Source organism: Nocardioides sp. InS609-2 (assembly GCF_023208195.1).
Classification (GTDB): domain Bacteria; phylum Actinomycetota; class Actinomycetes; order Propionibacteriales; family Nocardioidaceae; genus Nocardioides.
Window position 1 is genome coordinate 861,225 of sequence record NZ_CP060034.1, and the last position, 22,915, is coordinate 884,139.

At 69.6% G+C, this 22,915-nt stretch carries 28 protein-coding genes; 9 read left to right on the forward strand and 19 right to left on the reverse strand.

The window, feature by feature from the left end; translation table 11 throughout:
* The first annotated feature begins 26 nt into the window (after positions 1 to 26).
* Positions 27 to 1,058: an LLM class flavin-dependent oxidoreductase gene (locus H4Q84_RS04565; protein ID WP_248583609.1), complete on the forward strand. Its 1,032-nt coding sequence runs from the start codon at positions 27 to 29 to the stop codon at positions 1,056 to 1,058.
* A gap of 8 nt (positions 1,059 to 1,066) precedes the next feature.
* On the opposite strand, the gene H4Q84_RS04570 is transcribed toward H4Q84_RS04565, so the two are convergent.
* From H4Q84_RS04570 to coxB, 4 genes are all read right to left on the reverse strand, one after another.
* Positions 1,067 to 2,275 (reverse strand): Ig-like domain-containing protein, encoded by a 1,209-nt coding sequence (locus tag H4Q84_RS04570; protein ID WP_248582224.1) that lies wholly within the window; start codon positions 2,273 to 2,275, stop codon positions 1,067 to 1,069.
* A gap of 116 nt (positions 2,276 to 2,391) precedes the next feature.
* The gene (locus H4Q84_RS04575) at positions 2,392 to 2,790 is read right to left on the reverse strand and encodes a cytochrome c oxidase subunit 4 (RefSeq protein ID WP_248582225.1); all 399 of its coding nucleotides are present in this window, start codon (positions 2,788 to 2,790) and stop codon (positions 2,392 to 2,394) included.
* A complete protein-coding gene (gene ctaD / locus H4Q84_RS04580) occupies positions 2,790 to 4,559 on the reverse strand; it encodes a cytochrome c oxidase subunit I (protein ID WP_248582226.1) in 1,770 nt (589 codons plus the stop codon). Before ctaD ends, H4Q84_RS04575 begins: the two co-directional genes overlap by 1 nt.
* A complete protein-coding gene (gene coxB / locus H4Q84_RS04585) occupies positions 4,556 to 5,353 on the reverse strand; it encodes a cytochrome c oxidase subunit II (protein WP_248582227.1) in 798 nt (265 codons plus the stop codon). Before coxB ends, ctaD begins: the two co-directional genes overlap by 4 nt.
* 172 nt (positions 5,354 to 5,525) lie before the next feature.
* On the opposite strand from coxB, the gene H4Q84_RS04590 reads away from it, so the two are divergent.
* Together H4Q84_RS04590 and H4Q84_RS04595 are read left to right on the forward strand one after the other, a co-directional pair.
* Positions 5,526 to 6,689, forward strand: a complete 1,164-nt coding sequence (locus tag H4Q84_RS04590; protein WP_248582228.1) for an aminotransferase class V-fold PLP-dependent enzyme — start codon at positions 5,526 to 5,528, stop codon at positions 6,687 to 6,689.
* Positions 6,686 to 6,919: a sulfurtransferase TusA family protein gene (locus H4Q84_RS04595; protein WP_282580311.1), complete on the forward strand. Its 234-nt coding sequence runs from the start codon at positions 6,686 to 6,688 to the stop codon at positions 6,917 to 6,919. The genes H4Q84_RS04590 and H4Q84_RS04595 overlap by 4 nt, the downstream gene beginning before the upstream one ends.
* Here H4Q84_RS04595 and H4Q84_RS04600 read toward each other — a convergent pair.
* The gene (locus tag H4Q84_RS04600; RefSeq protein ID WP_248582230.1) at positions 6,916 to 7,902 is read right to left on the reverse strand and encodes a carbohydrate kinase family protein; all 987 of its coding nucleotides are present in this window, start codon (positions 7,900 to 7,902) and stop codon (positions 6,916 to 6,918) included. The two genes, H4Q84_RS04595 and H4Q84_RS04600, sit on opposite strands and share 4 nt — an antisense overlap.
* A gap of 64 nt (positions 7,903 to 7,966) precedes the next feature.
* Here H4Q84_RS04600 and H4Q84_RS04605 point away from each other — a divergent pair, with 64 nt between their 5' ends.
* A complete protein-coding gene (locus tag H4Q84_RS04605) occupies positions 7,967 to 8,209 on the forward strand; it encodes a hypothetical protein (RefSeq protein ID WP_248582231.1) in 243 nt (80 codons plus the stop codon).
* Between the two features lie 163 nt (positions 8,210 to 8,372).
* Here the strand turns inward: H4Q84_RS04605 and H4Q84_RS04610 are convergent, their stop codons facing one another.
* Together H4Q84_RS04610 and H4Q84_RS04615 are read right to left on the reverse strand one after the other, a co-directional pair.
* Positions 8,373 to 8,735 (reverse strand): iron-sulfur cluster assembly accessory protein, encoded by a 363-nt coding sequence (locus tag H4Q84_RS04610; RefSeq protein WP_248582232.1) that lies wholly within the window; start codon positions 8,733 to 8,735, stop codon positions 8,373 to 8,375.
* 86 nt (positions 8,736 to 8,821) lie between these two features.
* Positions 8,822 to 9,922 (reverse strand): glycerate kinase, encoded by a 1,101-nt coding sequence (locus H4Q84_RS04615; RefSeq protein WP_248582233.1) that lies wholly within the window; start codon positions 9,920 to 9,922, stop codon positions 8,822 to 8,824.
* Between the two features lie 63 nt (positions 9,923 to 9,985).
* On the opposite strand from H4Q84_RS04615, the gene H4Q84_RS04620 reads away from it, so the two are divergent.
* Positions 9,986 to 10,909, forward strand: a complete 924-nt coding sequence (locus H4Q84_RS04620) for a GNAT family N-acetyltransferase (protein ID WP_248582234.1) — start codon at positions 9,986 to 9,988, stop codon at positions 10,907 to 10,909.
* 6 nt (positions 10,910 to 10,915) lie between these two features.
* Here H4Q84_RS04620 and nadA read toward each other — a convergent pair whose 3' ends face one another.
* From nadA to H4Q84_RS04655, 7 genes are all read right to left on the reverse strand, one after another.
* Positions 10,916 to 12,088 carry a quinolinate synthase NadA gene (gene nadA / locus H4Q84_RS04625; RefSeq protein ID WP_248582235.1) on the reverse strand — a complete coding sequence of 391 codons (1,173 nt, stop codon included), beginning with the start codon at positions 12,086 to 12,088 and terminating at the stop codon, positions 10,916 to 10,918.
* A gap of 106 nt (positions 12,089 to 12,194) precedes the next feature.
* On the reverse strand, positions 12,195 to 12,515 hold the full coding sequence (locus H4Q84_RS04630) for a DUF559 domain-containing protein (RefSeq protein WP_248582236.1): 321 nt from the start codon (positions 12,513 to 12,515) through the stop codon (positions 12,195 to 12,197).
* Between the two features lie 504 nt (positions 12,516 to 13,019).
* Positions 13,020 to 14,186 (reverse strand): GAF domain-containing sensor histidine kinase, encoded by a 1,167-nt coding sequence (locus H4Q84_RS04635; RefSeq protein ID WP_248582237.1) that lies wholly within the window; start codon positions 14,184 to 14,186, stop codon positions 13,020 to 13,022.
* Entirely contained in the window at positions 14,183 to 14,770 is a 588-nt protein-coding gene (locus H4Q84_RS04640) for a hypothetical protein (RefSeq protein ID WP_248582238.1), read from the reverse strand. Before H4Q84_RS04640 ends, H4Q84_RS04635 begins: the two co-directional genes overlap by 4 nt.
* Before the next feature lie 3 nt (positions 14,771 to 14,773).
* Positions 14,774 to 15,685, reverse strand: a complete 912-nt coding sequence (htpX, locus tag H4Q84_RS04645; protein WP_248582239.1) for a zinc metalloprotease HtpX — start codon at positions 15,683 to 15,685, stop codon at positions 14,774 to 14,776.
* Between the two features lies 1 nt (position 15,686).
* Positions 15,687 to 15,965: a hypothetical protein gene (locus H4Q84_RS04650; RefSeq protein WP_248582240.1), complete on the reverse strand. Its 279-nt coding sequence runs from the start codon at positions 15,963 to 15,965 to the stop codon at positions 15,687 to 15,689.
* Positions 15,962 to 16,750, reverse strand: coding sequence for a PspA/IM30 family protein (locus tag H4Q84_RS04655; RefSeq protein WP_248582241.1), 789 nt, complete (start codon positions 16,748 to 16,750; stop codon positions 15,962 to 15,964). The genes H4Q84_RS04650 and H4Q84_RS04655 overlap by 4 nt, the downstream gene beginning before the upstream one ends.
* A 162-nt stretch (positions 16,751 to 16,912) precedes the next feature.
* On the opposite strand from H4Q84_RS04655, the gene H4Q84_RS04660 reads away from it, so the two are divergent.
* Together H4Q84_RS04660 and H4Q84_RS04665 are read left to right on the forward strand one after the other, a co-directional pair.
* Positions 16,913 to 17,521 carry a DUF3043 domain-containing protein gene (locus H4Q84_RS04660; RefSeq protein WP_248582242.1) on the forward strand — a complete coding sequence of 203 codons (609 nt, stop codon included), beginning with the start codon at positions 16,913 to 16,915 and terminating at the stop codon, positions 17,519 to 17,521.
* A gap of 2 nt (positions 17,522 to 17,523) precedes the next feature.
* On the forward strand, positions 17,524 to 18,333 hold the full coding sequence (locus H4Q84_RS04665; protein WP_248582243.1) for a hypothetical protein: 810 nt from the start codon (positions 17,524 to 17,526) through the stop codon (positions 18,331 to 18,333).
* On the opposite strand, the gene paaE is transcribed toward H4Q84_RS04665, so the two are convergent.
* Genes paaE through paaA form a run of 5 tightly spaced genes read right to left on the reverse strand, consistent with a single transcriptional unit; the run spans position 18,321 to position 21,979 of the window.
* On the reverse strand, positions 18,321 to 19,400 hold the full coding sequence (gene paaE / locus H4Q84_RS04670; protein ID WP_248582244.1) for a 1,2-phenylacetyl-CoA epoxidase subunit PaaE: 1,080 nt from the start codon (positions 19,398 to 19,400) through the stop codon (positions 18,321 to 18,323). The genes H4Q84_RS04665 and paaE overlap by 13 nt on opposite strands.
* Positions 19,400 to 19,879: a 1,2-phenylacetyl-CoA epoxidase subunit PaaD gene (gene paaD, locus H4Q84_RS04675; RefSeq protein ID WP_248582245.1), complete on the reverse strand. Its 480-nt coding sequence runs from the start codon at positions 19,877 to 19,879 to the stop codon at positions 19,400 to 19,402. The genes paaE and paaD overlap by 1 nt, the downstream gene beginning before the upstream one ends.
* Positions 19,876 to 20,715 carry a 1,2-phenylacetyl-CoA epoxidase subunit PaaC gene (paaC, locus tag H4Q84_RS04680; protein ID WP_248582246.1) on the reverse strand — a complete coding sequence of 280 codons (840 nt, stop codon included), beginning with the start codon at positions 20,713 to 20,715 and terminating at the stop codon, positions 19,876 to 19,878. The genes paaD and paaC overlap by 4 nt, the downstream gene beginning before the upstream one ends.
* Positions 20,712 to 20,993 (reverse strand): 1,2-phenylacetyl-CoA epoxidase subunit PaaB, encoded by a 282-nt coding sequence (gene paaB, locus H4Q84_RS04685; protein WP_248582247.1) that lies wholly within the window; start codon positions 20,991 to 20,993, stop codon positions 20,712 to 20,714. Before paaB ends, paaC begins: the two co-directional genes overlap by 4 nt.
* Positions 20,990 to 21,979 carry a 1,2-phenylacetyl-CoA epoxidase subunit PaaA gene (gene paaA / locus H4Q84_RS04690; RefSeq protein WP_248582248.1) on the reverse strand — a complete coding sequence of 330 codons (990 nt, stop codon included), beginning with the start codon at positions 21,977 to 21,979 and terminating at the stop codon, positions 20,990 to 20,992. Before paaA ends, paaB begins: the two co-directional genes overlap by 4 nt.
* Before the next feature lie 85 nt (positions 21,980 to 22,064).
* Here paaA and H4Q84_RS04695 point away from each other — a divergent pair, with 85 nt between their 5' ends.
* Positions 22,065 to 22,610, forward strand: a complete 546-nt coding sequence (locus H4Q84_RS04695; protein WP_248582249.1) for a GNAT family N-acetyltransferase — start codon at positions 22,065 to 22,067, stop codon at positions 22,608 to 22,610.
* Positions 22,611 to 22,641: 31 nt separating this feature from the next.
* On the forward strand, positions 22,642 to 22,830 hold the full coding sequence (locus H4Q84_RS04700; RefSeq protein WP_248582250.1) for a hypothetical protein: 189 nt from the start codon (positions 22,642 to 22,644) through the stop codon (positions 22,828 to 22,830).
* Positions 22,831 to 22,915: the final 85 nt, after the last annotated feature.

Sequence of the window (22,915 nt, forward strand, 5' to 3'; positions counted from 1 at the left end):
GGCCCTGATCTGTCGAGGAGGATCCACTGAGCACGGTTAGCTTCGGTCTCGACACCTTCGGCGACGTCACCGTCGACCAGCGCGGCGACCGGCTCTCCCACGCGCAGGTGCTGCGCAACACCGTCGAGCAGGCCGTGCTGGCCGACTCGGTGGGCGTCGACGCGTTCGGCGTCGGTGAGCACCACCGTGACGACTACGCGGTCTCCGCGCCGGAGATCGTGCTGGCGGCCGCCGCGTCGCGCACCGAGCGGATCCTGCTCGGCACCGCGGTCACTGTGCTCTCCTCCGACGACCCGGTGCGGGTCTTCGAGAAGTTCGCCACCCTCGACGCCATCTCGTCGGGCCGGGCCGAGATCACCCTGGGTCGCGGCTCGTTCACCGAGTCGTTCCCGTTGTTCGGTTTCGACCTGGCCGACTACGAGGTGCTCTTCGAGGAGAAGCTCGACCTGCTCCACGCCCTCCTGGCCGAGACCCCGGTCTCGTGGTCGGGACGCACCCGACCGCCCCTGGTCGACGCCGACGTCTACCCGAAGACGGACTCCGGCCGGCTCTCGACCTGGATCGGTGTGGGCGGGTCCCCGGAGTCGGTGGTGCGTGCGGCCAGGTACGGCATCCCGATGATGCTCGCGATCATCGGTGGCGAGCCCGGCCGCTTCGCGCCGTACGCCGATCTCTACCGGCGGGCGCTCACCGAGCTCGGCAAGGAGGTGCTGCCGGTCGCCGTGCACTCCCCCGGCTTCGTCGCCGACACCGACGCCGAGGCACGCGAGCGACTCTTCCCGCACTTCAAGGTCAACCGAGACCGCATCGGGCGTGAGCGCGGCTGGCCGCCGGCCACCCGCGAGGACTTCGAGGCCGAGGCCGACCACGGCGCGCTGTTCGTGGGCGCACCCGAAACGGTCGCCGCCAAGATCGACGACACCGTGCGCACCCTCGGCCTCTCACGCTTCGATCTGAAGTACAGCAACGGCCCGCTCCCGCACGAGCAGCTGATGCACGCCATCGCGCTGTACGGCGACGAGGTCATCCCACGCGTCCGCGAGCTGCTCGAGGCCTGACCTTTGGCTCAGGAGAGGGCCGAGCCGGCCTTCCAGTCGGGGAACGTCGCGTTCCAGTCACCGTAACCGTTGGTCAGCGTCATCGGGCGGTCGGTGCCGGTGTACTCGACCACGTCGCCGCGCTTGGAGCGGTCGTAGAGCCACTTCGCGTCGGCGGTGCTCATGCCGGTGCAGCCGTGGCTGACGTTGGCCTGACCCTGCGAGCCCACCGACCACGGGGCGGCGTGCAGGAACTCGCCGGAGTAGGTCACCCGCATGGCGTACTCGACGTCGTCGAGGTCGTAGCCCTCGGCGCTGTCGTTGGCGATGCCGATGGTCTCGGAGTTCATCCGGCGGCTGCGGAACTTCTCCATGATCACCTTGACGCCGGAACGGGTCGTGAACCCCGCCTTGCCGGTGGTGATCGGCGTTGTCTTGGCCAGCGCGCCGTTGATGAAGGTCTGCATCTGGTGGGTCTGCGCGTTGACCTTGCTGATCACCGCGTCGCCGACGGTGAAGCCGACCTGGCGGCTCTCCTGGCCGTAGACACCGCCGCCTGCCGGCACGCTGTTGACGTCGACATCGACGGTGACGTCGGTGCCGGCCTGCCAGTAGGTGCGCGGGCGCCAGTGCACCTCCTGGTCGCTCAGCCAGTGCCAGGCACCAGGCTGTGCGGGGGTGCTCTTGACCGACATGTGCTTCTCGAACGCGGCCTTGTCGGTCACCGCGACGTCGAAGGTGATGATCACGGGCATGCCGACGCCGACCGTCTCGCCCTGCAGGGGCGCGACCGACGGGTAGGTCTGCTGGTCGAGTGTCAGCTCCTGGGTGGCAGCGGTGGCGCGCACCTTTTGGGTGGAGCCGTCGCCGCGCTCAGCGAGGCCGGTCGCGGTGTAGGTGGTGCCTGGCTCGAGGCGACCGGTGGCTGTCCAGGACAGGCCGTCCGCGCCGACCTGGCCCTCGAGCGGCCCGTCGGGCGAGGAGACCTTGAGCTTGCGCAGGGTGCCCTGCTCGGCGGTGAAGACGAGACCCTGGTCGATGGCCAGCCCGGTCTTCTGGGCGGCGGCGAGCTTCACCTTCGGCGCAGCTGGAGTCGAGGGTGCCGACGAGGATGACGAGTCGTCGGGCTCGCTGCCCGTCAACGTGTCGGCCGCGTCGCAGGCGGCAAGACCCGTCGCTGTGGCGAGGGCGATCACTGCCACCACGAGACGGCGGCGGCGCGAGACGGATGCGGACATGCGTGTGGTTCCCCCCAGAAGGCGATCGCGAATCGATGCCAGAGTAACCCGGCACCCCACGATCCCCCTGATCCGCGGCCGTGGGGTCGCACACGCCGCAGGGACGGCGTACGGGCTCAGTGGGCGTGCTCGCCGCGGTAGTACTCGAAAATCCAGCCACTCAGTGCGACGGCGCCCAGCGTGAAGCCGAGGATGACCATCCACCACGCGCTCATGGCGGTGCCGAAGACGACCACGGCAAGCGTCAGCCCGCACCACAACGGCCACCAGGAGTACGGCGGGAAGAAGCCCAGCTCGCCGGCGCCATCGGAGATCTCGGCGTCCTTGCGGTCCTCGGGACGCGGCTCCATCTTCGCGGCGTGGAAGCCGAGGTAGAGCGAGACCATCAGGGTCAGCAGCGTCGCCATCGTGAGCGCGGACGTGCCGGTCCAGTCGCCGGTGATCACCCAGTAGGACGGGCTGACCAGCACCAAGAAGATGGTCGTGATGATGAAGATCCAGGCTTCCACCTTCATCAGGCGCGCCCCTCCCCGTTGTCGGTGTCGATGTCGCGCTCGGTGCGTTCCTCGAGCATCTCCCTGCGCCCGTCGACGTCTGGGGCGTCGGCCGGACGGCCCTGCCGCTCGGCGTCGTTGACGTCGAGCTCCATGAGCGCCACCTCGGGGTGGTGCAGGTCGAAGGCCGGTGACTCGGATCGGATCCGCGGCAGCGTCACGAAGTTGTGGCGCGGCGGCGGGCTGGACGTGGCCCACTCGAGTGAGCGACCCCAGCCCCACGGGTCATCGACATTGACCAGTGGCGAGTTGCGCGACTGGTAGACGTTGTAGAGGAACGGCAACGTGGAGGCACCCAGCAGGAACGCACCGATCGTGGAGACCTGGTTGAGCGTGGTGAAGCCGTCGGCGGGCAGGTAGTCGGCGATACGTCGCGGCATGCCCTCGACGCCCAGCCAGTGCTGCACGAGGAACGTGGTGTGGAAGCCGACGAACAGCAGCCAGAAGTGCACCTTGCCGAGGCGCTCGTCGAGCATCCGCCCGGTCATCTTCGGCCACCAGAAGTAGAAGCCGGCGAACATCGCGAACACCACCGTGCCGAACACGACGTAGTGGAAGTGCGCGACCACGAAGTAGGAGTCGGAGACGTGGAAGTCGAGCGGCGGGCTGGCCAGGATGACGCCGGTCAGGCCACCGAAGAGGAACGTCGTCAGGAAGCCGATCGACCACAGCATGGGGGTGTCGAAGGACAGAGATCCCCCCCACATCGTGCCTATCCAGTTGAAGAACTTGACACCGGTGGGTACGGCGATCAGGAAGGTCATGCCGGAGAAGAACGGCAGGTCGACGGCACCGGTGACGAACATGTGGTGGGCCCACACGGCGATCGAGAGGATCGCGATGCCGAGCGTGGCGCCGACCAGGCCGACGTAGCCGAAGATCGGCTTGCGGCTGAAGACAGGCAGGATCTCGGAGACGATGCCGAAGAACGGCAGCGCGATGATGTAGACCTCCGGGTGACCGAAGAACCAAAACAGGTGCTGCCACAGGATCGGGCCGCCAGTGGCGGTGTCGAAGACGTGGGCGCCGAACAGCCGGTCGGCCTCCAGCGAGAGCAGCGCGCCGGCGAGGATCGGGAACGCGATCAGCACGAGCAGGCTGGTGACCAGGGTGTTCCAGACGAAAATCGGCATCCGGAACATGGTCATGCCGGGCGCGCGCATGCAGATGATCGTGGTGATGAAGTTGACCGCGCCGAGGATGGTGCCGAGGCCGGCCATCCACAGACCCATGATCCAGAGGTCACCACCGACGCCCGGCGAGTGCACGGCACCGGAGAGCGGTGTGTAGGCGAACCAGCCGAAGCTCGCCGCGCCCGTGGGGGTGAGGAAGCCGGAGCCGGCGATCAGCCCGCCGAAGAGGAACAGCCAGTAGCTGAGCATGTTCAGCCGCGGGAACGCCACGTCGGGCGCGCCGATCTGCAGCGGCATGATCGCGTTGCCGAAACCGAAGAACAGCGGCGTCGCGAAGAGCAGCAGCATGATCGTGCCGTGCATGGTGAAGAGCTGGTTGTAGAGCTCGTCGTTGACGACCTGCTGGCCCGGGAAGGCCAGCTCGGAGCGGATCAGCATGGCCATCAGGCCGGCCGCGAGGAACCAGGCGAACGACGTACCGAGGTAGAGCTTGCCGATCAGCTTGTGGTCGGTCGTGGTGAGCAGGCGAACCACCTGCTGGCCGAGCGGCTTGCGGGCGGGGGCACCAGTGCCCACGCGGGCGTCTGTGGTGGTCACTCGCTGCCTCCTTCTGCGTCGTCGAGGCCAGCCTGGGTGCGCGCGTCGGCGCCACCGAGCAGCGGCTGGTCAGCGATGAATCCCTTGTCGGCCAGGCCGTCCAGGTAGCTGGCGTAGTCAGCCTCGCTGACCACCTTGACGTCGAAGAGCATCTTCGAGTGATAGGTGCCGCACAGCTCGTAGCACCTGCCCTGGTAGTCGCCGATCTTGTTGGGCGTCACCTGGAACTGGTTGATGCGGCCCGGGATGACGTCCATCTTGAACAAGAAGGCGTCGACGCCGAAGTCGTGGTTCACGTCGGGCGACTGCAGGTTGAACTGCACGGTCTGGTCGACGGGCAGCACCAGCGTCGGGATGTAGCTCGCGGTGCCGGCGGTGTAGGGCGTGCGGCCGTCCGCGCCCTGCTCGGTGTAGTTGAAGGTCCACGACCACTTCTGGCCCACGACGTCGACGGTGAGGTCGGGGTCGGGGTCGAGTGCGACCAGCTTGTTCTGGACGTCGACGGTCCAGTAGAAGAACACGACGACCATCATGATCGGCGCGATCGTGTAGAAGATCTCGAGCGGCAGGTTGTAGCGCGTCTGCACCGGGACCTCGTCGGCGTGGCGGCGACGGAAGCGCCAGACGGTGTAGAAGATCAGCCCCCAGACGATGATGCCGGTGGCCATCGCGGCCACCCACGACCACTGCCAGAGCTCGAGCGTGTAGGGCGCCTGCTCGGTCGCCGGATCGGGCATCGCCAGGTTGGCCCACTGGTCACGGTCGAACGCGTCGCCGCAACTGGTGAGGGTCATCAGGGCGAGTCCGAGCACTGTCGCAGTCGCGGCCCTCTTACGGGCCGTTCCTGCACGCTGCGGGAGTTGCAGACCCACGAACGAGCCTCTCTCTCGGTCCAACACGTATGGCTTGAAGACTATCCGAATCGGCACCGCCGATGGCGGGCGGGTGGCCCGGTAGGTTCGGCGTGTGACCTTTCCCGCCCGGGACGCGAACTCCCCCACCGCGGGACCGGCGTACGCCGATCTGGATGCCGCGTCGTCGGAGCCCATGCACCCGGCCGCGCGCGAGGTGCTGATGTCGGCGATCGACCAGGGGTACGCCGATCCGCGTCGCCTCCACCACGGCGCCCGGACGGCCCGGCTGCTCCTCGACAATGCTCGCGAGGTCGTGGCCTCGAGCCTCGGCGTACGCACGGGCGAGGTGACGTTCACGTCCAGCGGCACCGACGCCGTGCACCGCGGGCTGCTGGGCCTGATGCGCGGTCGTGAACGAGCGGGCCACACCCTCGTGCACTCGGCCGTCGAGCACTCGGCGGTGCTGCACGCGGCTCGCTGGGCGCAGGCGCCCACCCTCGCCGTTCGCGTGACGACGCACGGATTGATCACACCCGAGGCAGTGCAGGAGGCACTTTCCGCCGGCGACGAGCCGGTCGGCGTGCTCGCGGTGCAGCACGCCAACCACGAGGTCGGCACCGTGCAGCCGGTCGCCGAGATCGCCGCGGCCACTGACATCCCGATGTTCGTCGACGCGTGCGCGTCGACGGGTCGGCTGCCCCTGCCCGACGGCTGGGCGGTCGCGGCCGCTTCGGCACACAAATGGGGTGGGCCGGCCGGGGTCGGCGTGCTGCTGGTGCGCACCGGCGCGCGCTGGCGCAACGCCTTCCCCGCGGACGACCGGGTCGACGAGCGCAGCAGCGGCTTCGAGAACGTGCCGGCCGCGCTGGCCGCCGCCGCCGCGCTACAGGCCGTGGTCGAGGAGAGCGCCGAGCGCGGCGCCCGCGAGTTCGCGATGGTCGAGCGCATCCGGCACGCCGTCGCCCGGCTGCCCGACGTGGAGGTGGTCGGCGACCCGGTCCTGCGGCTCCCCCACCTCGTCACGTTCTCCTGCCTGTACGTCGACGGCGAGGCGCTCGTGCACGAGCTCGACCGACGCGGCTTCGGGGTCGCCAGCGGGTCGGCCTGCACGGCCTCCACGCTGGAGCCGTCGCACGTCCTTGCAGCGATGGGCGTGCTCACCCACGGCAACGTCCGCCTCGCCGTGGGTCGCAGCACCACCGACGACGACGTGTCGGCGTTCCTGGCAGCCCTGCCCGACGTCGTCACCGAGCTACGGGCGCGGGTCGGGCTGTGACGCCCGATGTCGAGCTCGACTGCCGAGGCCTCTTGTGCCCGATGCCCGTCATCGAGCTCGCGCGCCACATCACCGACGTGGAGGTAGGCGCAGTGATCGCCGTCGTGACCCGCGACCCGGCGGCCCGCATCGACGTGCCGGCGTGGTGTCGCATGCGCGGTCACGAGTACGTCGGCGAGGATGCCGCAAGCGACGGCGAACCGCGCTACGTGGTGCGACGCAGCGCTTAGGCGTGGATCGTCTTGAGGTGCGGCTCGAAGTCGGCCGCGACCTTCTCGCCGTACGTGTCGGCGCAGCGCTTGAGCAGGTCCGCGCGGGACAGGACGTACTCCTGTGTGCCGACCTGCTCGACGACGTAGACGGCAACGAGGCAGCCGAGCTGGGCGGCGCGTTCGTGGTCGAGGCCCCAGGCGAGCGCAGCAAGGAAGCCTGCCCTGAAGGCGTCTCCGACACCGGTCGGCTCGACCTTCTCGATCTCGGGCACGGCGCCCACGCTGATCGAATCGCGGCCGCGGGCGTCGATGCGCACACCGTCGGGGCCGAGCGTCACGACCCAGGTGCCGACGCGGTCGAGCACCTCGTCGGCGCTCCAGCCGGTCTTCTGCGTGATCAGCGAAGCCTCGTACTCGTTGGAGAACAAGATGTCGGCACCGTCGATGAGCTGACGGATGAGGGCGCCGTCGCCGAAGGCGAGCTGCTGGGACGGGTCGGCCACGAAGCGGTAGCCGCGCGCACGGCACTCGTCGGTGTGACGGAGCATGCCGTCGGGGTCGTCGGGGCCGATCAGCACGAAGTCGCTGGGACCGACACGGTCGATGATCGGCTTGAGCTCGATCTGGCGGGACTCGCTCATCGCGCCGGGGTAGAACGACGCGATCTGCGCCATCGACTGGTCGTTGGTGCACACGAAGCGGGCGGTGTGCTTGGTCTCGGAGACGTGCACCGAGTCGCAGTCGACGTTGTGCCGCTCGAGCCAGGCGCGGTATTCAGCGAAGTCCTCGCCGACGGCGCCGACGAGCACCGGATTGAGGCCCAGGTTGCCGAGGCCGAAGCAGATGTTGGCGGCGCAGCCGCCGCGGCGTACGTCGAGATCGTCGACGAGGAAGGAGACCGACAGCTTGTCGAGCTGGTCGACGACCAGCGAGTCGGAGAACTTGCCCGCAAAGGACATCAGGTGGTCTGTGGCGATGGATCCCGCGATGAGCAGCGACATGTGCCGAGACCCTACCTGCGGGGACTGCTAGGAGTACCAATCGGTAACGCCTACCGTCGAGGACATGGCGACCCCCACCCCCCGCACCTCACGCGTGTACGACGAGCTGTCGACGCCCGCCCAGATGCGCGACGACGCCCGGGTCGTCGTCTCCAACCTGCGCCTCGAGCGCGCCGCCAGGGCCGCCACCCAGCAGCCGCCGAGCCTGCGCTTCGAGGACTTCCCGCGCGACATCGCCAAGCGCGAGATCTCGGTCAGCAAGGCTGCCACCCGGCTTGCCAACGCGCTGCACCTTCACCTCGACTGACGCCCACGACGCACGAGAGCCCCCGACCTGCTGGTCGGGGGCTCTTTGCTGTGAGGACGCCGCTTGTCGCCTCACCGGGTCTCGACACGCGCATTCGCGACTTCGCAAGCTCAGTCGCGGCGCTCGCTCGACCACCATCGACGAGTCCGCTGGCGCGTCCTCGTCAGTGGAACGAGTCACCGCAGGCGCAGGAGCCGCCGGCGTTGGGATTGTCGATGGTGAAGCCCTGCTTCTCGATGGTGTCGACGAAGTCGATCATGGCGCCGTTGAGGTAGGGGGTGCTCATCCGGTCGACGACCACGGACACGCCGTCGAAGTCGGTCACGACGTCGCCGTCGAGGGTGCGCTCGTCGAAGAAGAGCTGGTAGCGCAGACCGGAGCAGCCGCCGGGCTGCACCGAGATGCGCAGTGCGAGGTCGTCACGACCCTCCTGCGCGAGAAGGCTCTGGACCTTGTCTGCGGCCACCGGGCTCAGGTTGATCTGGTCGGTGCGACGCTCTTCAGTGGTCTCGAGCTGCTCGGTCATGTGATCTCCCTGGGTGGTCTGAGGGTGGTGCGGTGTTACAGGTTCCAATGGTCGCACATGTGGGGTTATTCCCCGAGTCGACCGGACTACGCGGGCGACCGGGGCGACCAGGTGCGGGCGACCCGCTCGGCGAGGTCGGCCAGGGCGCCGTGCGGGTCGGCGAACGAGCGCTCCTCCCCCACCAGGTCGATCATGCCGTAGGCCGACTCGACGCCCAGCGTCCGCATCTCGCGGGAGCCGACGGAGACCTGGCCGGCGAGGGCGATGCACGGCCGGAGCGCAGCACCGGCGACCTCGGCGACGCCGTACGGCACCTTGCCGGAGCCGCTGGAGAAGTCGAACGCGCCCTCGCCGGTGATCACCAGGTCGGCGGTGCGGGCGCGGTCGGCCAGGCCGACCCGCTCGACGACCATGCCGATGCCCGGCTCGCGCGTGGCCCCCAGCAGGAGCAGCCCGAAGCCGAGTCCGCCTGCAGCACCGGCGCCTTTCCCGAGCGCCGTACGACGGTCGGTCGCGGCCGCCCACTCCTCCAGCACGCCGTCGACCGCGGGGAGCCGCTCCTCGGGGAGGCCCTTCTGTGGGCCGTAGATCTTGGCCGCGCCGAACAGGCCGGTGAGTGGGTTGTCGACGTCGCTGGCCGCCACCAGCGTCAGGCCCTCGACAGCCGCGCGAGCGGGCGCCAGGTCGACCTCCGACACGCCCTTCAGACCGGCGCAGCCCCCGTCGAGCGGCCGGTCGGCGGTCGCCCCGAGGGCCGCGAGCAGGCCGGCGCCGCCGTCGGTCGTGCCAGAGCCACCGAGCCCGACGATGATCGTCGACGCGCCGGCGTCGCGGGCGGCCAGCAGCAGTTCGCCCACGCCGTACGTCGAAGCGCCTTCGGGGTCGCCAGCCTCCTTCGTGAGGTGGAGACCGCAGGCCTGGGCGCTCTCGACGTACGCCGTGTCGCCGACGACCAGCACGGTCGCGGGCACGGGGTCGGCGTACGGCCCGCGGACCGTCACCGCGGTGAGCTCCCCGTCCATCGACGTGTGCAGGACGTCGACGAAACCAGGCCCGCCGTCGGACATCGGCGCGAGGTCGAGGTCGTCGTCCGGCGCTCGTCGCGCCCACCCCGCCGCGATCGCGGTGGCGGCTTCGCGCGCGGTCAGCGTGCCGGCGAACTTGTCGGGGGCGATCAGCACTCGCATCCACCCATCCTCCCTGACGATTCAGATGCGCCCGCTCACCGGCCCGCATAGGCTTCCACCACGATGACGCACCCGACGATGAGCAAGCCCTCGATCAGGGCCGATGTGCCCACCGGCGTGATGATCCGGCCGATGACGGCGGCCGACGTGCCGGTCGCCGAGCGGCTCTCCGCCGAGGCGTTCCTCGCCGTCGATCTCGCGAACCCGCGGCCGGACACCGGCCCGCCGGAGCTGCGCTCGGAGTCGCGCGGCGAGCTGTGGGTGACCCGCACGCTGCGGTTCCTGGAGACCGACGCTGCGGGCTGCTGGGTGGCCGAGCGTGATGGCGAGGTCCTCGGTTTTGCGACGTCGTTCCGTCGGGACACCACCTGGTTCCTCGCGACGTACGCCGTCCGGACCGACCTGCAGGGCCAGGGCCTCGGCAAGGCGCTCCTCGCGATCGCACTCGACCACAGCCGCGGTTCGCTGCGCGGCATGCTCAGCGCGTCCGACGACCCGCGTGCCGTCCGCCGCTACCGGCTCGCCGGCTTCGACCTGCACCCGCAGATGTACCTCTCCGGTGAGGTCGACCGCCATGTCCTGCCGGCCGTCGAGCGCGTGCGCGACGCGACGCCCGGCGACATCTCGATGATGGACTCGGTCGACCGCGCGACTCGCGGTGCCGCGCACGGGTCGGACCACGAGTACCTCATGGAGACGTGCCGGGCGATCATCGTCGACCACCGGATGGGTGAGGGCTACGCGTATTTCGACGACCGCGGGCTCGCGCTGCTGGCGGCGACAACGCGCGGCACCGCCACCGACCTACTGTGGGCGGCGCTCGCGGAGACCGATGGCGAGACGTCGATCCACCACGTCACCGCCGCCAACCAGTGGGCCATCGACGTCGGCATGACGGCCGGCCTGTCGCTGCGCACCCGCGGCTTCCTCGGCGTGCGCGGCATGAAGCCGCCCGCGCCGTACATCCACCATGGCTCGCTGCTGTAGATCAGTTCAGTCGCGGTGTGACTTGCCCGGCAGGTCCAGCATCCGCTGGAGCGCGACCTTTGCGTCGACCTCGGTCTGCGGGTCGACCTCGATGACGTTGACGATGTTGCCGGCGACCAGTGACTCCATCGCCCACACAAAGTGCGGCAGGTCGATGCGGTTCATCGTCGAGCAGTAGCAGACGTTGCGGTCGAGGAAGACGATGGACTTGTCGGGGTGCGCGTCAGCCAGCCGCTTGACGAGGTTGAGCTCGGTGCCGATCGCCCAGGTGGTGCCCGGCTCGGCTGCCTCGATGGTCTTGATGATGAACTCGGTCGACCCGACCAGGTCAGCCTTGAGCACGACCTCGTGGGTGCACTCGGGGTGAACGAGGATGTTGATGCCCGGATGCTTTTCGCGCAGCTGGTCGACGACGTCGGGCGAGAAGCGGCCGTGCACCGAGCAGTGGCCCTTCCAGAGGATCATCTTCGCCGCGCGCAACTGGTCGGGCGTGAGTCCGCCCGACGGCTGGTGGGGGTCCCAGACGACGCAGCTCTCCAGGGCAATGCCCATCTTGAGGACGGCGGTGTTGCGGCCGAGGTGCTGGTCGGGGAAGAAGAGCACCTTCGCGCCGTCCTTCTGGTCGAAGGCCCACTCGAGGGCGACGTCGGCATTGGACGACGTACACACGACACCGCCGTTGCGGCCGCAGAACGCCTTGATGTCGGCCGAGGAGTTCATGTAGGTGACGGGCACGACGCTGTCCTGCACGCCTGCGTCGGCCAGCGCGTCCCAGGCGTCCTCGACCTGGCCGAGGCGGGCCATGTCGGCCATCGAGCAGCCGGCGGCGAGGTCGGGCAGCACGACCTTCTGCTCCGGCCCGGTGAGGATGTCGGCCGACTCGGCCATGAAGTGCACGCCGCAGAACACGATGAACTCGGCCTCGGGCCGGTCGGCCGCGTCGCGCGCGAGCTTGAAGGAGTCGCCGGTGACGTCGGCGAACTCGATGACCTCGTCGCGCTGGTAGTGGTGGCCGAGCACGAACACCCGCTCCCCCAGCGCCGCCTTGGCCGCGCGCGCCCGCGCGACCAGGTCGGGGTCGGAGGCAGAAGGCAGGTCGCCGGGGCACTCGACGCCACGCTCGGCGGAGAGGTCGCGGCCGCGGCCCAGCGGGAGCAGCGGGAGGTCGACGGTGGTCATGTCCCAATCCTAGGGCGGAGGGGATGAGACAAGCCGCCCGCCCGGGACGTCATCCGGATCGTGGAAGGGGGTCGACGGTCCGTATGACGTCGTCGGGCGCCTGGGCTCAGGCCGCACCGGAAAGACCGCCCGCTCGCAGCGCGGCCTCGATCTGGGCGAAGAAGTCGTCGGGCTGGAGACGGAGGCCGAGGAGCGGCAGGCGCAGCACCGTGTCACCGTCGATCGCCAGCGCGTTCTGGCGCAGCGCATCGCCCACGACGTTCTCCGCCCAGGCATGATGAATGCCGTCGACCTCGACGACCACCCGGTACGCCGGCCAGTAGAGGTCGAGGTAGTAGCGATGCCGGTGGTCTCGGCGCAGCACCTGCCGTGCAGGAGCCGGCAGCCCCCGTCGGCGAAGTTCGCCGGCGAGGTCGATCTCGCCCACCGCCGCGTCTGCCGGATGTCGTAGCGCCGGTCACGACGGATGCGTGCGCCGCGAGGCACGCTCACCCGGACCCGCCGCTCCTCATAGCGCCCGAGCCCACTGGCGACGAGTGCTGACTCACCGTCCAGGCAGGCACGCGGGCCACCCTGAAACACGGCCACCCACCTGTGGCCGACCGCGTCGACGACCGCGTTGTGCAGGGCCACCGACCGGTCTCCCGCGCGTTGCCATCGTCTGGCCCGCAGCTGACCGGCCACCCCCCACCTGGTGATGCCCAGCGCGTAGAGCTGTCGCCGCGACACGATCGACCCCTGCGCCTGCGCCAGCGCTCGAGCGGCCACGAAGCGGGCGTCGTCGAGGTCGGGTGAGCCAGGCATGCACTCACCGTGGCCGTTCCCGCTGCGCCGTACCACCCCACCCTCGCGACCTGTGGAAGACCAAACGTCAGGAGGTCATCCGAATCGTGGAAGCGGGTCCACGGTTCGTATGACGTTGCGCGGGGAGTCAGGGGCGGGGCAGGGTGAAGTGCACGGTGGCGCCTCCGCCGGGGGTCTCGTCGAGCCAGATCCGGCCCTGGTGTGCCTTGACGATGCGTCGGGCCGTGGTGAGGCCGAGTCCGGTGCCGGGCACCGACTTGTCGAGACGGGCGAGCGGTTCGAAGACGCGGGCGCGTTCGGCCTCGGGAACGCCGACACCCGAGTCGGCGACGGAGATCGTCCAGGCGTCGGCGTCCTCGGAGGCGGAGACGACCACCCGTACGGGGCGGTCTGGATGGACGAACTTCACGGCGTTGTCGAGGAGGTTGGCCACCGCCACCTGGAGCTGGTCTGGGTCGGCGATCACGGTCGGCAGCGTGCCGATCTCGACGAGCGACCGGTCGACCGACTCGGGGAGTACGCCGAGGGCGACCTCGACCAGATGAGCCACCGCGACATCGCGCTTGGCGGGCGTGCTGCCCTGGCGCGCGAAGGACAGCAGGTCGTCGATCATGTCCTTCATCCGCTGGGCGCCGCGCTCGGCGCGGGAGACCATCGAGATGAGCAGTGCGTCATCGGGGTCGATGTTGTCCTGCGCGATCTCGAGCGACATCGCGACGGCGGCGAGCGGGTTCTTGAGGTCGTGGCTGACGGTGCCGGCGAAGTCGGCCAGGCCATCCTGCGCGACAGCCAGCGCCTCGGTCGCCTCGAAGAGCCGGCGCGACGCAAGCTCGAGCTCGAACACGCCGACCACCCGATCGGCCAGGAGGTCCAGGTCGTCGGCCTGCCGGTCGACCTCGTGCGGTTGCTCGTCGAAGACGCACAGCACGCCGAACCGCACGCCGTCAGGCGTGGTCAGTGGATGGGCCGCGCTGAAACGGATGGCGGCACGCTCGCCGTTGACGAACACGCTCGTCGCGAAGCGGGGATCGGCAGCCGTGTCGGGGGTTACGAACGGGCCCTCGTCCAGGAGGGATGACGTCAGTACGGCGCCGGCCGCAGCCTCCTGCACATCGTCGAGCCCGAACGACGCAACGCCGTAGGGCCCGGCGTCGGTGAGCACAGTGATGGCCGCCATCGGCACTCCACAGATCCGCGCGGCCAGCTCGGCAAGCGCGTTCAGCTCCGCTCGCTTGGGCTGCTGCAGGAGGTGATACTCCTCCACGGCAGCGCTGCGTTGATGCCCCTTGGTCACAAACCCGGAGCATCCCACACGGCAAGCCACCTGTGCAGGTCCTTCTCGAAAGGCAGCTCCGCCTGGAGGTGGTCACGCACGGTGATCTCGAGCAGGTTGTCGCGCCGCTGCTCCCCCGCCGACAGCCCGGGCACCGGCGCGAAGGCGTAGAACGTCCCCTGCTTGTAGAGGTAGACCAGCCCGAACGTGCGGCCGGCCGCATCGCGAAACGGCACCAGCGTGCAGAGCAGGCCGCCCCCGAACCCCTGCGCCTCGACGGTCGAGTTGACGGCATGGAGGTCGGTGCACAAACCGGCCATGTCGTCGGCAGCACCGGTGACCTCGAGCCAGGTGAAGCCGAACGAGTCGGTGGTGGTCGTAACCGTGGGTGCTTCGGAGTCCTCGTCGATGAGGGCGACCACCTCGGCCTGCGCCTGGGCAAACGCCGCTCCCGTGGCCGCGCGGTAGCACACGGCCCCGCTCCCGGCGGGCATGAAGCCGGCAGCGGTCTGCAGGGTGATCGCCGCACTCGGGATGAGGAACAACGAGTCGAGGTTGGGACCCTTGATCCGGTGCCGACCGGTCACCGCGTCCCACAGGCGCACGAATCAGCCCGTCGTGCGGCCGAGCTCGGCCTCGATCTTGGCGAGCTGCTCGAGGCGCTGCTCGAGCGACGGGTGGGTGGACGTGATCGCCTTCCAGCTGACACCGCTGATCGCGGGGGCGATGAAGAACGCGTTCATCGCGGCGCTCGAACGCAGATCCTTCTGCGGGATGGTCGAGATCTCGCCGGTGATCTTCTGCAGCGCCGAGGCCAGGGCCGATGGCTTCATCGTGAGGTACGCCGCGGACCTGTCGGCGCACAGCTCGCGGTAGCGCGAGAGCATCCGCATCAGCACGAAGCTCACGGCGTACACGACGAGGCTGATGACCAGGGCGATGATGAACGCCGGGGCACCGCTGTTGTTGTTGCCGCGACGGGCCACCCCGAAGCCGCCGAACTGCGCACCACGGGTGAGCATGCCCGCGACGATGCCGGCCGAGGAGGCCACCGTCATGACGAGTACGTCGCGGTGGGCGACGTGCGAGAGCTCATGGGCAAGCACGGCCTCCAGCTCCTCGGCGTTGAGCTTGCCGAGGATGCCGGTGGTGACGCAGACAACGGCGCGCTGGGGAGATCGGCCGGTCGCGAACGCGTTGGGGAGCTCCATGTCTGCGACGCCCACCCGCGGCTTGGGCATGTCGGCCAGAGCACAGAGCCGGTCGATCACGGCGTGCAGCTCGGGCGCCTCCTCGGGGGTCACCTCGCGGGCGCGCATCGCTCGCATGGCGACCTTGTCGGAGCTCCACCACTGGTAGAAAGCCACGCCGATGCCGGCGAGGCCGATGAAGAGGGCAGCGCTCGAGAACTGGTACATCAAGACCACGACGAGGCCGACGAACAGCGCACCGAGCAGGAACATCACCGCCGTCATCCGGAAGGTGAGCCCGGCATCCTTGATGAAACGGGTTCTTGCCATTTCAGCCGGGGATCAGGCCGTCGTCGGAGAGGAGCTGGCGGACCTCGTCGATGGTGGCGTCGGACGGCGGCAGGATCAGGTCGGACTCGTCGAGGCTCTCGGCTTCGTGCGGCACACCGGCAGTGCGTACGCCGTCGAGCAGCGCGTCCAAAGCCGTGCGGAACGACTCCTCGTCACCGGACTCGACAGCTGCTTCTACGGCTGAGTCGAGCTTGTTGAGACGCTCGAGGGCAACATCTGCGAGGTCGAACTGGCCCTCGCCGAGGATCCGGACGATCATGCCGGGCCCCCTTCGCTGGTCTCGCGCTCCACCTGCTTCTCCTCGTCCTTGAGGATGTCGCCGTCGCCCGCCTCGATGGCCTGCGGGGCCGACTTCGCCTTCAGCCGGGCCAGCTCGGACTCGACATCGCCCTGCGAGCTCATCGACTCGAGCTCGCGGGCGATGTCGTCGCCGGAGTTGGCCTGGGAGGCGTCGTCGAGGGCGCCGGAGGCGATCAGCTCGTCGATGGCGCCGGCGCGGGCCTGCATCTGGGCGGTCTTGTCCTCGGCCCGCTGGATGGCCATGCCGACGTCGCCCATCTCCTCACCGATGCCCGACATCGCCTCGCCGATGCGCGTCTGGGCCTCGGCGGCGGTGTAGGTCGCCTTGATCGTCTCCTTGCGGGTGCGAAACGACTCGACCTTCGCCTGCAGGCGCTGCTGCGCGAGGGTGAGCTTCTCCTCCTCGCGCTGGAGCTGGGCGTGCTGTGCCTTGAGGTCGTTGATCTGGTTGGTCAGCCCGGACTTGCGGGTCAGGGCCTCGCGGGCGAGGTCCTCGCGGTTCATCCCGATGGCCTTCTCGGCCTGGCCGGAGAGCTTCGCGCTCTGTGCCTCGAGCTGGTTGACCTGGAGCTCCACGCGCTTGCGGCTCGTCGCGACGTCGGCAACGCCGCGGCGTACCTTCGACAGCAGGTCGAGCTGGCGCTGGTAGCTGTAGTCGAGCGTCTCGCGGGGATCTTCCGCGCGGTCGAGGGCCTTGTTGGCCTTCGAGCGGAAGATCAGGCTGATGCGTTGCATGAGGCTCATGAGGTGGCGACCCTCCTGTTTCGTGGTGCCGTCCATCGGCTGGGCCGGTCACTCCTGGTCGTGTTCTCACCCTAGGACCAAACGCAAGCGGGAGCGAACAGGACGGACCGGTAGGCTGAGGGGCCGATTCGACTCCTGTCGTCCAACTCGTTCGTACCCACCGTGAGGCCTGCGTTGTTCCGTCGCTCCAAGTCCGACTCTGCCCCCGCCGCCAGCACCTCACCGGCCGACTCTTCGAGCCGCGGTGCGAAGGGTCGCCCAACGCCCACCCGGAAGGAAGCCGAGGCCGCCAGGAGGGCGCGGGCCAAGACACCGCGCACCCGCAAGGAGGTGGCCGCCGCCCAGCGTGCCAACCGGTCGGAGTCGAGCCAGAAGATGCGCGCGGCGATGAAGTCGGGCGACGAGCGCTACCTCCCGACGCGTGACAAGGGCCCCGAGCGACGGTTCATCCGCGACTACATCGACGCCCGGTTCTCCATCGTCGAGCTGCTCATCCCGATGATGTTGGTGACCCTGGTGCTGGGCTACTCCGGCAGCCTCTACCTCGCCAGCATCGGCAACGTCATCCTGCTCGGCACCCTGGTGCTGGTCATCCTCGACCTGATCTTCCTGCGCATGCGGCTGCGCCGCGAGCTCACCCGACGCTTCCCCGACGCCCCGTTGAAGGGCACCACCTACTACGCCGTCATGCGGGCGCTGCAGATGAAGTTCATGCGGATGCCGAAAGCCCAGGTCAAAATCGGTCAGACGCTGCCCGAGCACTACCGCTGATCGTGACCTCCGACATGGCGGGCGGCCTGCTCGCCGGGGTCGCTGCTGCGGTCCTGTTCGGGCTCGCGGCGGTCGCCCAGGCCCACGCCGTACGACGCGACTCGAGCAACGCGCAGGGCCTGGCCGGGTTCGTCGTCTGGGCCGCGCGCAACCCGTGGATGCTGGCGGTCATCGCGGCGTATCTCGTGGGCTTCCTGCTGCACGCCGTGGCCATCTGGCTGCTCCCCCTCTACCTCGCGCAGGCCAGCATCGCGTTGTCGCTGCCCGTGACGGCGTTCGCGTCCGCGCGGCTCTCCGAACTGCTCTCGGGCCGAGGGTGGCTCGCCGTCGCCGCGGTGACTGCGGGTCTGGTGCTGCTGGCCGTTGGCGCCGGGCCGGCCGGCGACACGATCACCGGCACGGCGTACGCCGTGGGGCTGGTGGTCGGGCTGGTCCTGCTCCTCGGCGTCGGCCTGGTGGCCCGCAGGGCCGGCGCCCTCACGCTCGGCTGGCTGGCCGGTCTCGGCTACGCCGGATCCGCGCTGGCGGTGCGTGGCGTCGACGTGCCGCTCTCGCCGGCGATCGTGGCCGCGGCGCTCACCGTGCCGGCGTTCGGCGTGCTGGCGTTCTGGCTCTACTCGCTTGCCCTCGACCGGTCACTGGTCTCGACGGCCAGCGCGCCGATGATCACCGCGCAGACGTTCGTGCCGGCGCTGGCCGGGCTCGCGTGGCTCGGCGACGGCGTGCGCGACGGGTGGGGTGCGGCCATCGCAGTGGGGCTGCTGCTGGCCACGGTGGGCAGCCTGCTGCTGTCGCGCGATCAGGCGTCGTAGTCGAGCACGACCCGCTCGGAGGTGGGGTGAGACTGGCAGGTCAGCACGTAGCCGCGTTCGAGCTCCTCGGGCTCGAGGGCGTAGTTGACGTCCATCGCGACACTGCCCTCGATGACCTTGGCGCGGCAGGTGCCGCAGACGCCGCCCTTGCACGCGAACGGCACGTCGCTGCGCACTGTCGTGGCCGCCTCGAGCACGCTGGGGCCGTCGGGGCGCAGCGACAGGTCGGTGATCCTGCCGTCGAGCCGGATGGTGACCCTGGCCGCGCCGTCGTCGGTGCCGCTGAGCTCGGTGACCGCAGCCCGGGTCGGGGCTGTGTCCGCGTGGAAGAGCTCGGTGTGGACGCGGGTGACGCCGACGTCGCTCAGCACCGTGCGCAGCTCGTCGACCATCGGCTGCGGGCCGCAGACGAACCAGTCGTCGACGTCGGCCACCGGGACGAAAGCGTCGAGGATCCTGCGCAGCCGCTCGCCGTCGAGACGGCCCGACAACAGCTCGACGTCGGTCTCCTCGCGGCTGAAGACGTGGAGGATCTGGAAGCGCATGGGGTCGGCGTCCTTGAGGTCGTGAACCTCGTCGAGGAACATCACCGACCGAGCCGTGCGGTTGGCGTAGATGAGCGTCACGAAGGAGTCGGGCTCGCCCTCGAGCAGCGCAGCCACGATCGACAGCATCGGGGTGATGCCGGAGCCCGCCGCGATGGCGACGTAGCGCTTGCCGACGGCAGGGTCTGGGGTCACGGTGAAGCGACCCGCGGGCGTCATCACGTCGAGCTGGTCGCCGGGCTTCAGGCCGCCGACGACGCCGTCGCTGAAGACACCGCCCGGCAGTCGCTTGACCCCGATGCGCAGCAGGCCCGAGGAGGGCGACGTACAGATGGAGAAGCTGCGGCGTACGTCGTCGTCACCGCGGATCGTCAGGTGCTGGCCGGCGGTGAAGGCGTACTCGTCGCGCAGGTCGTCGGGCACGTCGAAGGTGATCGCGACGGAGTCGTCGGTGAGCGGCTCGACGCTGCGCACCGCGAGGGGATGGAACAGCGCATGGTGGCGCACCGGGGTGGTCGTCATCAGATCGCCTTGAAGTGGTCGAAGGGCTCGCGGCACGCGTTGCAGATCCACAGCGACTTGCACGCCGTGGATCCGAAGCGGCTCGACTCGCGGGTGTCGGGTGACCCGCACTGCGGGCAGCGCACCGAGAGGGTGAGCGCGGTGACCTGGTCGGCACGCGGGCCGGGAGGCGCGACGCCGTACGCCTCGAGCTTGGCGCGGCCCTCGTCGGTCATCCAGTCGGTGGTCCAGGCGGGCGCGAGCACGAACTCGACCTCCACCTGGCGGTAGCCGGCGTCGCTGAGCTGCTCGACAAGGTCCTGCCGGATCGCCTCCATGGCCGGGCAGCCGGAGTAGGTCGGAGTGATCTGCACGTGCACCCGGCCCATGTCGTCCTCGGTGACGTCGCGCAGGATGCCGAGGTCCTCGATGGTGACCACCGGGATCTCGGGGTCGGGCACGCCGGCCGCGACGGCCCAGGCCCGCGTGCGCGTGGTCACCACGTCGCCCCCGGGTGGGAGCGGGTGAGGTGCTGCATCTCGGCGAGCAGGAAGCCCATCTGCTCGGTGTGCCGGCCCGATCGGCCGCCACCGAGCGCGGGACGTACGTCGGGCACCGTGAGCGTGGCCTCGTCGACGACCGCGCCGATCGTGGAGAGTACGGCGTCGCGCAGGGTCGCCGGATCGACAGCCACCCCGTCGCCGATCAGCGTCGGGTCGATGAACGAGCCGTCGAAGAGCTCCTCGAGGAACGGCCACTCGGCATCGAGCGCGGCCTGCATGCGGGCATGCGACTCGTCGGTGCCGTCGCCGAGGCGCACGACCCAGCGGCCGGCGTGGTCGAGGTGGTAGGCCACCTCCTTGACGGCTTTCGCCGACACCGCCGCGAGGGTCGCGTCGGTGCTGCCGCGCAACGCGGCGTACAGGTGGGACTGCCAGGCCGAAACGATGAGCAACCGAGCCATGGCGACGCCGAAGTCTTCCTGCGAGCGCTCAACGAGGAGGGTGTTGCGGAAGGAGCGCTCGTCGCGGAAGTAGGCGAGGTCGTCCTCGGAGCGGCCGGCGCCCTCGACCTCACCGGCGTAGGCGAGCAGGGACCGCGCCTGGCCGAGCTGGTCGAGGCCGATGTTGGCCAGGGCGACGTCCTCCTCGAGCTGCGGGGCCCGGCTGATCCACCAGCCGAGCCGCTGGGCGTTGACGAGCGCGTCGTCAGCGAGGGCGACGACGTAGTCGAAGAGTCGCCCGGTCAGGACGTCGGCCGAAGGAACGGGGCCCCCGCCGGATTGTTCGCCGGAGGAGCGCAGCGGAGTAGGTGAAGAATCCCGTGGGGTGCTCATAGGTGCTCGACTCCTTCGGGGACGTCATAGAACGTCGGGTGCCGGTAGACCTTGTCGGCCGCCGGGTCGAAGAACGAGTCGCGCTCGTCGGGGCTCGACGCGGAGATCGCCGACGCCGGCACGACCCACACCGAGACGCCTTCCTGGCGGCGGGTGTAGAGGTCGCGGGCGTTGCGCAGCGCCATCTCGGCGTCGGGTGCGTGCAGCGAGCCGACGTGGACGTGGGAGACGCCCCGGCGGGCGCGCACGAAGACCTCCCAGAGGGGCCAGTCGCTCATGCCACGGCCACCAGGCGGGCAGCCTGCTTGGCGGCGTAGGCCGAGGCAGCCTCGCGGGCCCACGCGCCGTCGTTGTGGGCGCCGGTGCGGTGGGCCATCCGCTGCTGGTTGCACGGGCCGTTGCCCTTGATGACCTCGAACAGCTCGGTGAAGTCGATCGGCGAGAAGTCGTAGTGGCCGGTCTCGTCGTTCCACGCGATGGCGTCGTCGGGCAGCGAAAGCCCGAGGACCTCGGCCTGCGGCACGGTCATGTCCACAAACCGCTGGCGCAGGTCGTCGTTGGAGAACCGCTTGATGCCCCACGCCATCGACTGCGCGGAGTTGGGCGAGTCGTCGTCGGGCGGGCCGAACATCATCAGGCTGGGCAGCCAGTAGCGGTCGACGGCGTCCTGCGCCATCGCCTTCTGCGCCTCGGTGCCGTTGGAGAGCGTGTGCAGGATCTCGAAGCCCTGCCGCTGGTGGAACGACTCCTCCTTGCAGACCCGCACCATGGCGCGGGCGTAGGGGCCGTAGGAGCAGCGGCACAGCGGCACCTGGTTGACGATCGCGGCACCGTCGACGAGCCAGCCGATCGCGCCCATGTCGGCCCAGGTGAGCGTCGGGTAGTTGAAAATCGAGGAGTACTTCTGGCGACCGTCGTGCAGCTGGTCGAGCAGGTCGGCGCGGTCGACGCCGAGCGTCTCGGCCGCGGCGTACAGGTAGAGACCGTGGCCGGCCTCGTCCTGCACCTTGGCCATCAGGATGGCCTTGCGGCGCAGGCTCGGCGCGCGGCTGATCCAGTTGCCCTCGGGCTGCATGCCGATGATCTCGGAGTGCGCGTGCTGGGCGATCTGGCGGATCAGGGTCTTGCGGTAGGCCTCCGGCATGGCGTCGCGCGGCTCGACCCGGCCTTCGGTGGCGAGGAGCTCGTCGAAGCCCTCAGGAGCGTCTGTCGCAGCTCCCCGGCCCGGATCATCGGACGGGGTGCCGAAGTCATTTCCATACACACCAAGAAGATACCAGTTTGTGACAGAGATGCGTAGTTGCGACGCCGTTCTGTAATGCTCGGGTGGGCAGGGCAGGATGGTCGTCATGACTACTCCCGGCCCCGACGTCTCGGTGCGAGTCGCGTGGGCCGACGACGCGGCCGCGATCGCCGCCGTACAGCTGCGCGCGTGGCCCGAGATGTACGCCGGCCTCGTGCCGGCCGAGGCGATGCCGACCGACCTCGAGCCACTGGCCGCCGCGTGGCGCGATGCCCTGGCCAAGCCGGCCGATGCCCGCAACCGCGTGCTCGTCGCCCTGGAGCGCAACCGCGTGCTGGGCTTCGTGCTCACCTCCCCCGCGAGCGACCCCGACTGCAACCCGATCTCCGACGGCGAGCTTTCGGAGATCACCGTCGAGCCCACCGAGCGCGGCAAGGGCCACGGCTCGCGGCTTCTGCAGGCGGCGGTCGACACCCTCGTCGCCGACCGGTTCACCAGAGCCACGTCGTGGGTCGTCGCCAGCGATGACGCCGTACGGAAGTTCCTCACCGACGCCGGCTGGGCCCCCGACTCTGCGCACCGCGAGCTCGACCTCGACGGCAGTGGCATCACCACCGTCAAGCAGGTCCGCCTGCACACCGCTCTCGCTTGATTTTCGCGGGCAACCGGCAACCATGGACGACATGGCCGGACCGCTGCCCAGGCTCTACCGCATCGTGATCGTCGTGGCGATGCTGCTGATCTGCTCCGCTGCCGGCGCCTGGCTCGGCGCCAGCCCGTCGCTCCCGTTCCTCATCGGCACCGGCATGCTCGGCGGCGCGCTCGTCGGCGTCGTGGCGTCGTACGCGCTGCTCCACCAGCCGCGTCACTGAGAGCCCGCACGCGTGTGGCCAACGGGCGCTGTTAGCGTCCGGACCGTGTCTGCCGCGCCCGCCTCCCTCTCCCCCGCCACGCGGC

What these genes read in the sequence shown, in the direction of transcription:
- paaB (WP_248582247.1), bottom strand. Translation starts at nt 20,993, where the DNA reads ATGAGCGACTGGCCCCTCTGGGAGGTCTTCGTGCGCGCCCGCCGGGGC.
- H4Q84_RS04700 (WP_248582250.1), top strand. Translation starts at nt 22,642, where the DNA reads ATGGCCGGACCGCTGCCCAGGCTCTACCGCATCGTGATCGTCGTGGCG.
- H4Q84_RS04650 (WP_248582240.1), bottom strand. Translation starts at nt 15,965, where the DNA reads ATGATCGTCCGGATCCTCGGCGAGGGCCAGTTCGACCTCGCAGATGTT.
- H4Q84_RS04620 (WP_248582234.1), top strand. Translation starts at nt 9,986, where the DNA reads ATGACGCACCCGACGATGAGCAAGCCCTCGATCAGGGCCGATGTGCCC.
- H4Q84_RS04610 (WP_248582232.1), bottom strand. Translation starts at nt 8,735, where the DNA reads ATGACCGAGCAGCTCGAGACCACTGAAGAGCGTCGCACCGACCAGATC.
- H4Q84_RS04575 (WP_248582225.1), bottom strand. Translation starts at nt 2,790, where the DNA reads ATGAAGGTGGAAGCCTGGATCTTCATCATCACGACCATCTTCTTGGTG.
- H4Q84_RS04600 (WP_248582230.1), bottom strand. Translation starts at nt 7,902, where the DNA reads ATGTCGCTGCTCATCGCGGGATCCATCGCCACAGACCACCTGATGTCC.
- H4Q84_RS04655 (WP_248582241.1), bottom strand. Translation starts at nt 16,750, where the DNA reads ATGAGCCTCATGCAACGCATCAGCCTGATCTTCCGCTCGAAGGCCAAC.
- H4Q84_RS04605 (WP_248582231.1), top strand. Translation starts at nt 7,967, where the DNA reads ATGGCGACCCCCACCCCCCGCACCTCACGCGTGTACGACGAGCTGTCG.
- coxB (WP_248582227.1), bottom strand. Translation starts at nt 5,353, where the DNA reads ATGACCCTCACCAGTTGCGGCGACGCGTTCGACCGTGACCAGTGGGCC.
- H4Q84_RS04570 (WP_248582224.1), bottom strand. Translation starts at nt 2,275, where the DNA reads ATGTCCGCATCCGTCTCGCGCCGCCGCCGTCTCGTGGTGGCAGTGATC.
- H4Q84_RS04615 (WP_248582233.1), bottom strand. Translation starts at nt 9,922, where the DNA reads ATGCGAGTGCTGATCGCCCCCGACAAGTTCGCCGGCACGCTGACCGCG.
- paaC (WP_248582246.1), bottom strand. Translation starts at nt 20,715, where the DNA reads ATGAGCACCCCACGGGATTCTTCACCTACTCCGCTGCGCTCCTCCGGC.
- htpX (WP_248582239.1), bottom strand. Translation starts at nt 15,685, where the DNA reads ATGGCAAGAACCCGTTTCATCAAGGATGCCGGGCTCACCTTCCGGATG.
- nadA (WP_248582235.1), bottom strand. Translation starts at nt 12,088, where the DNA reads ATGACCACCGTCGACCTCCCGCTGCTCCCGCTGGGCCGCGGCCGCGAC.
- H4Q84_RS04695 (WP_248582249.1), top strand. Translation starts at nt 22,065, where the DNA reads ATGACTACTCCCGGCCCCGACGTCTCGGTGCGAGTCGCGTGGGCCGAC.
- paaE (WP_248582244.1), bottom strand. Translation starts at nt 19,400, where the DNA reads ATGACGACCACCCCGGTGCGCCACCATGCGCTGTTCCATCCCCTCGCG.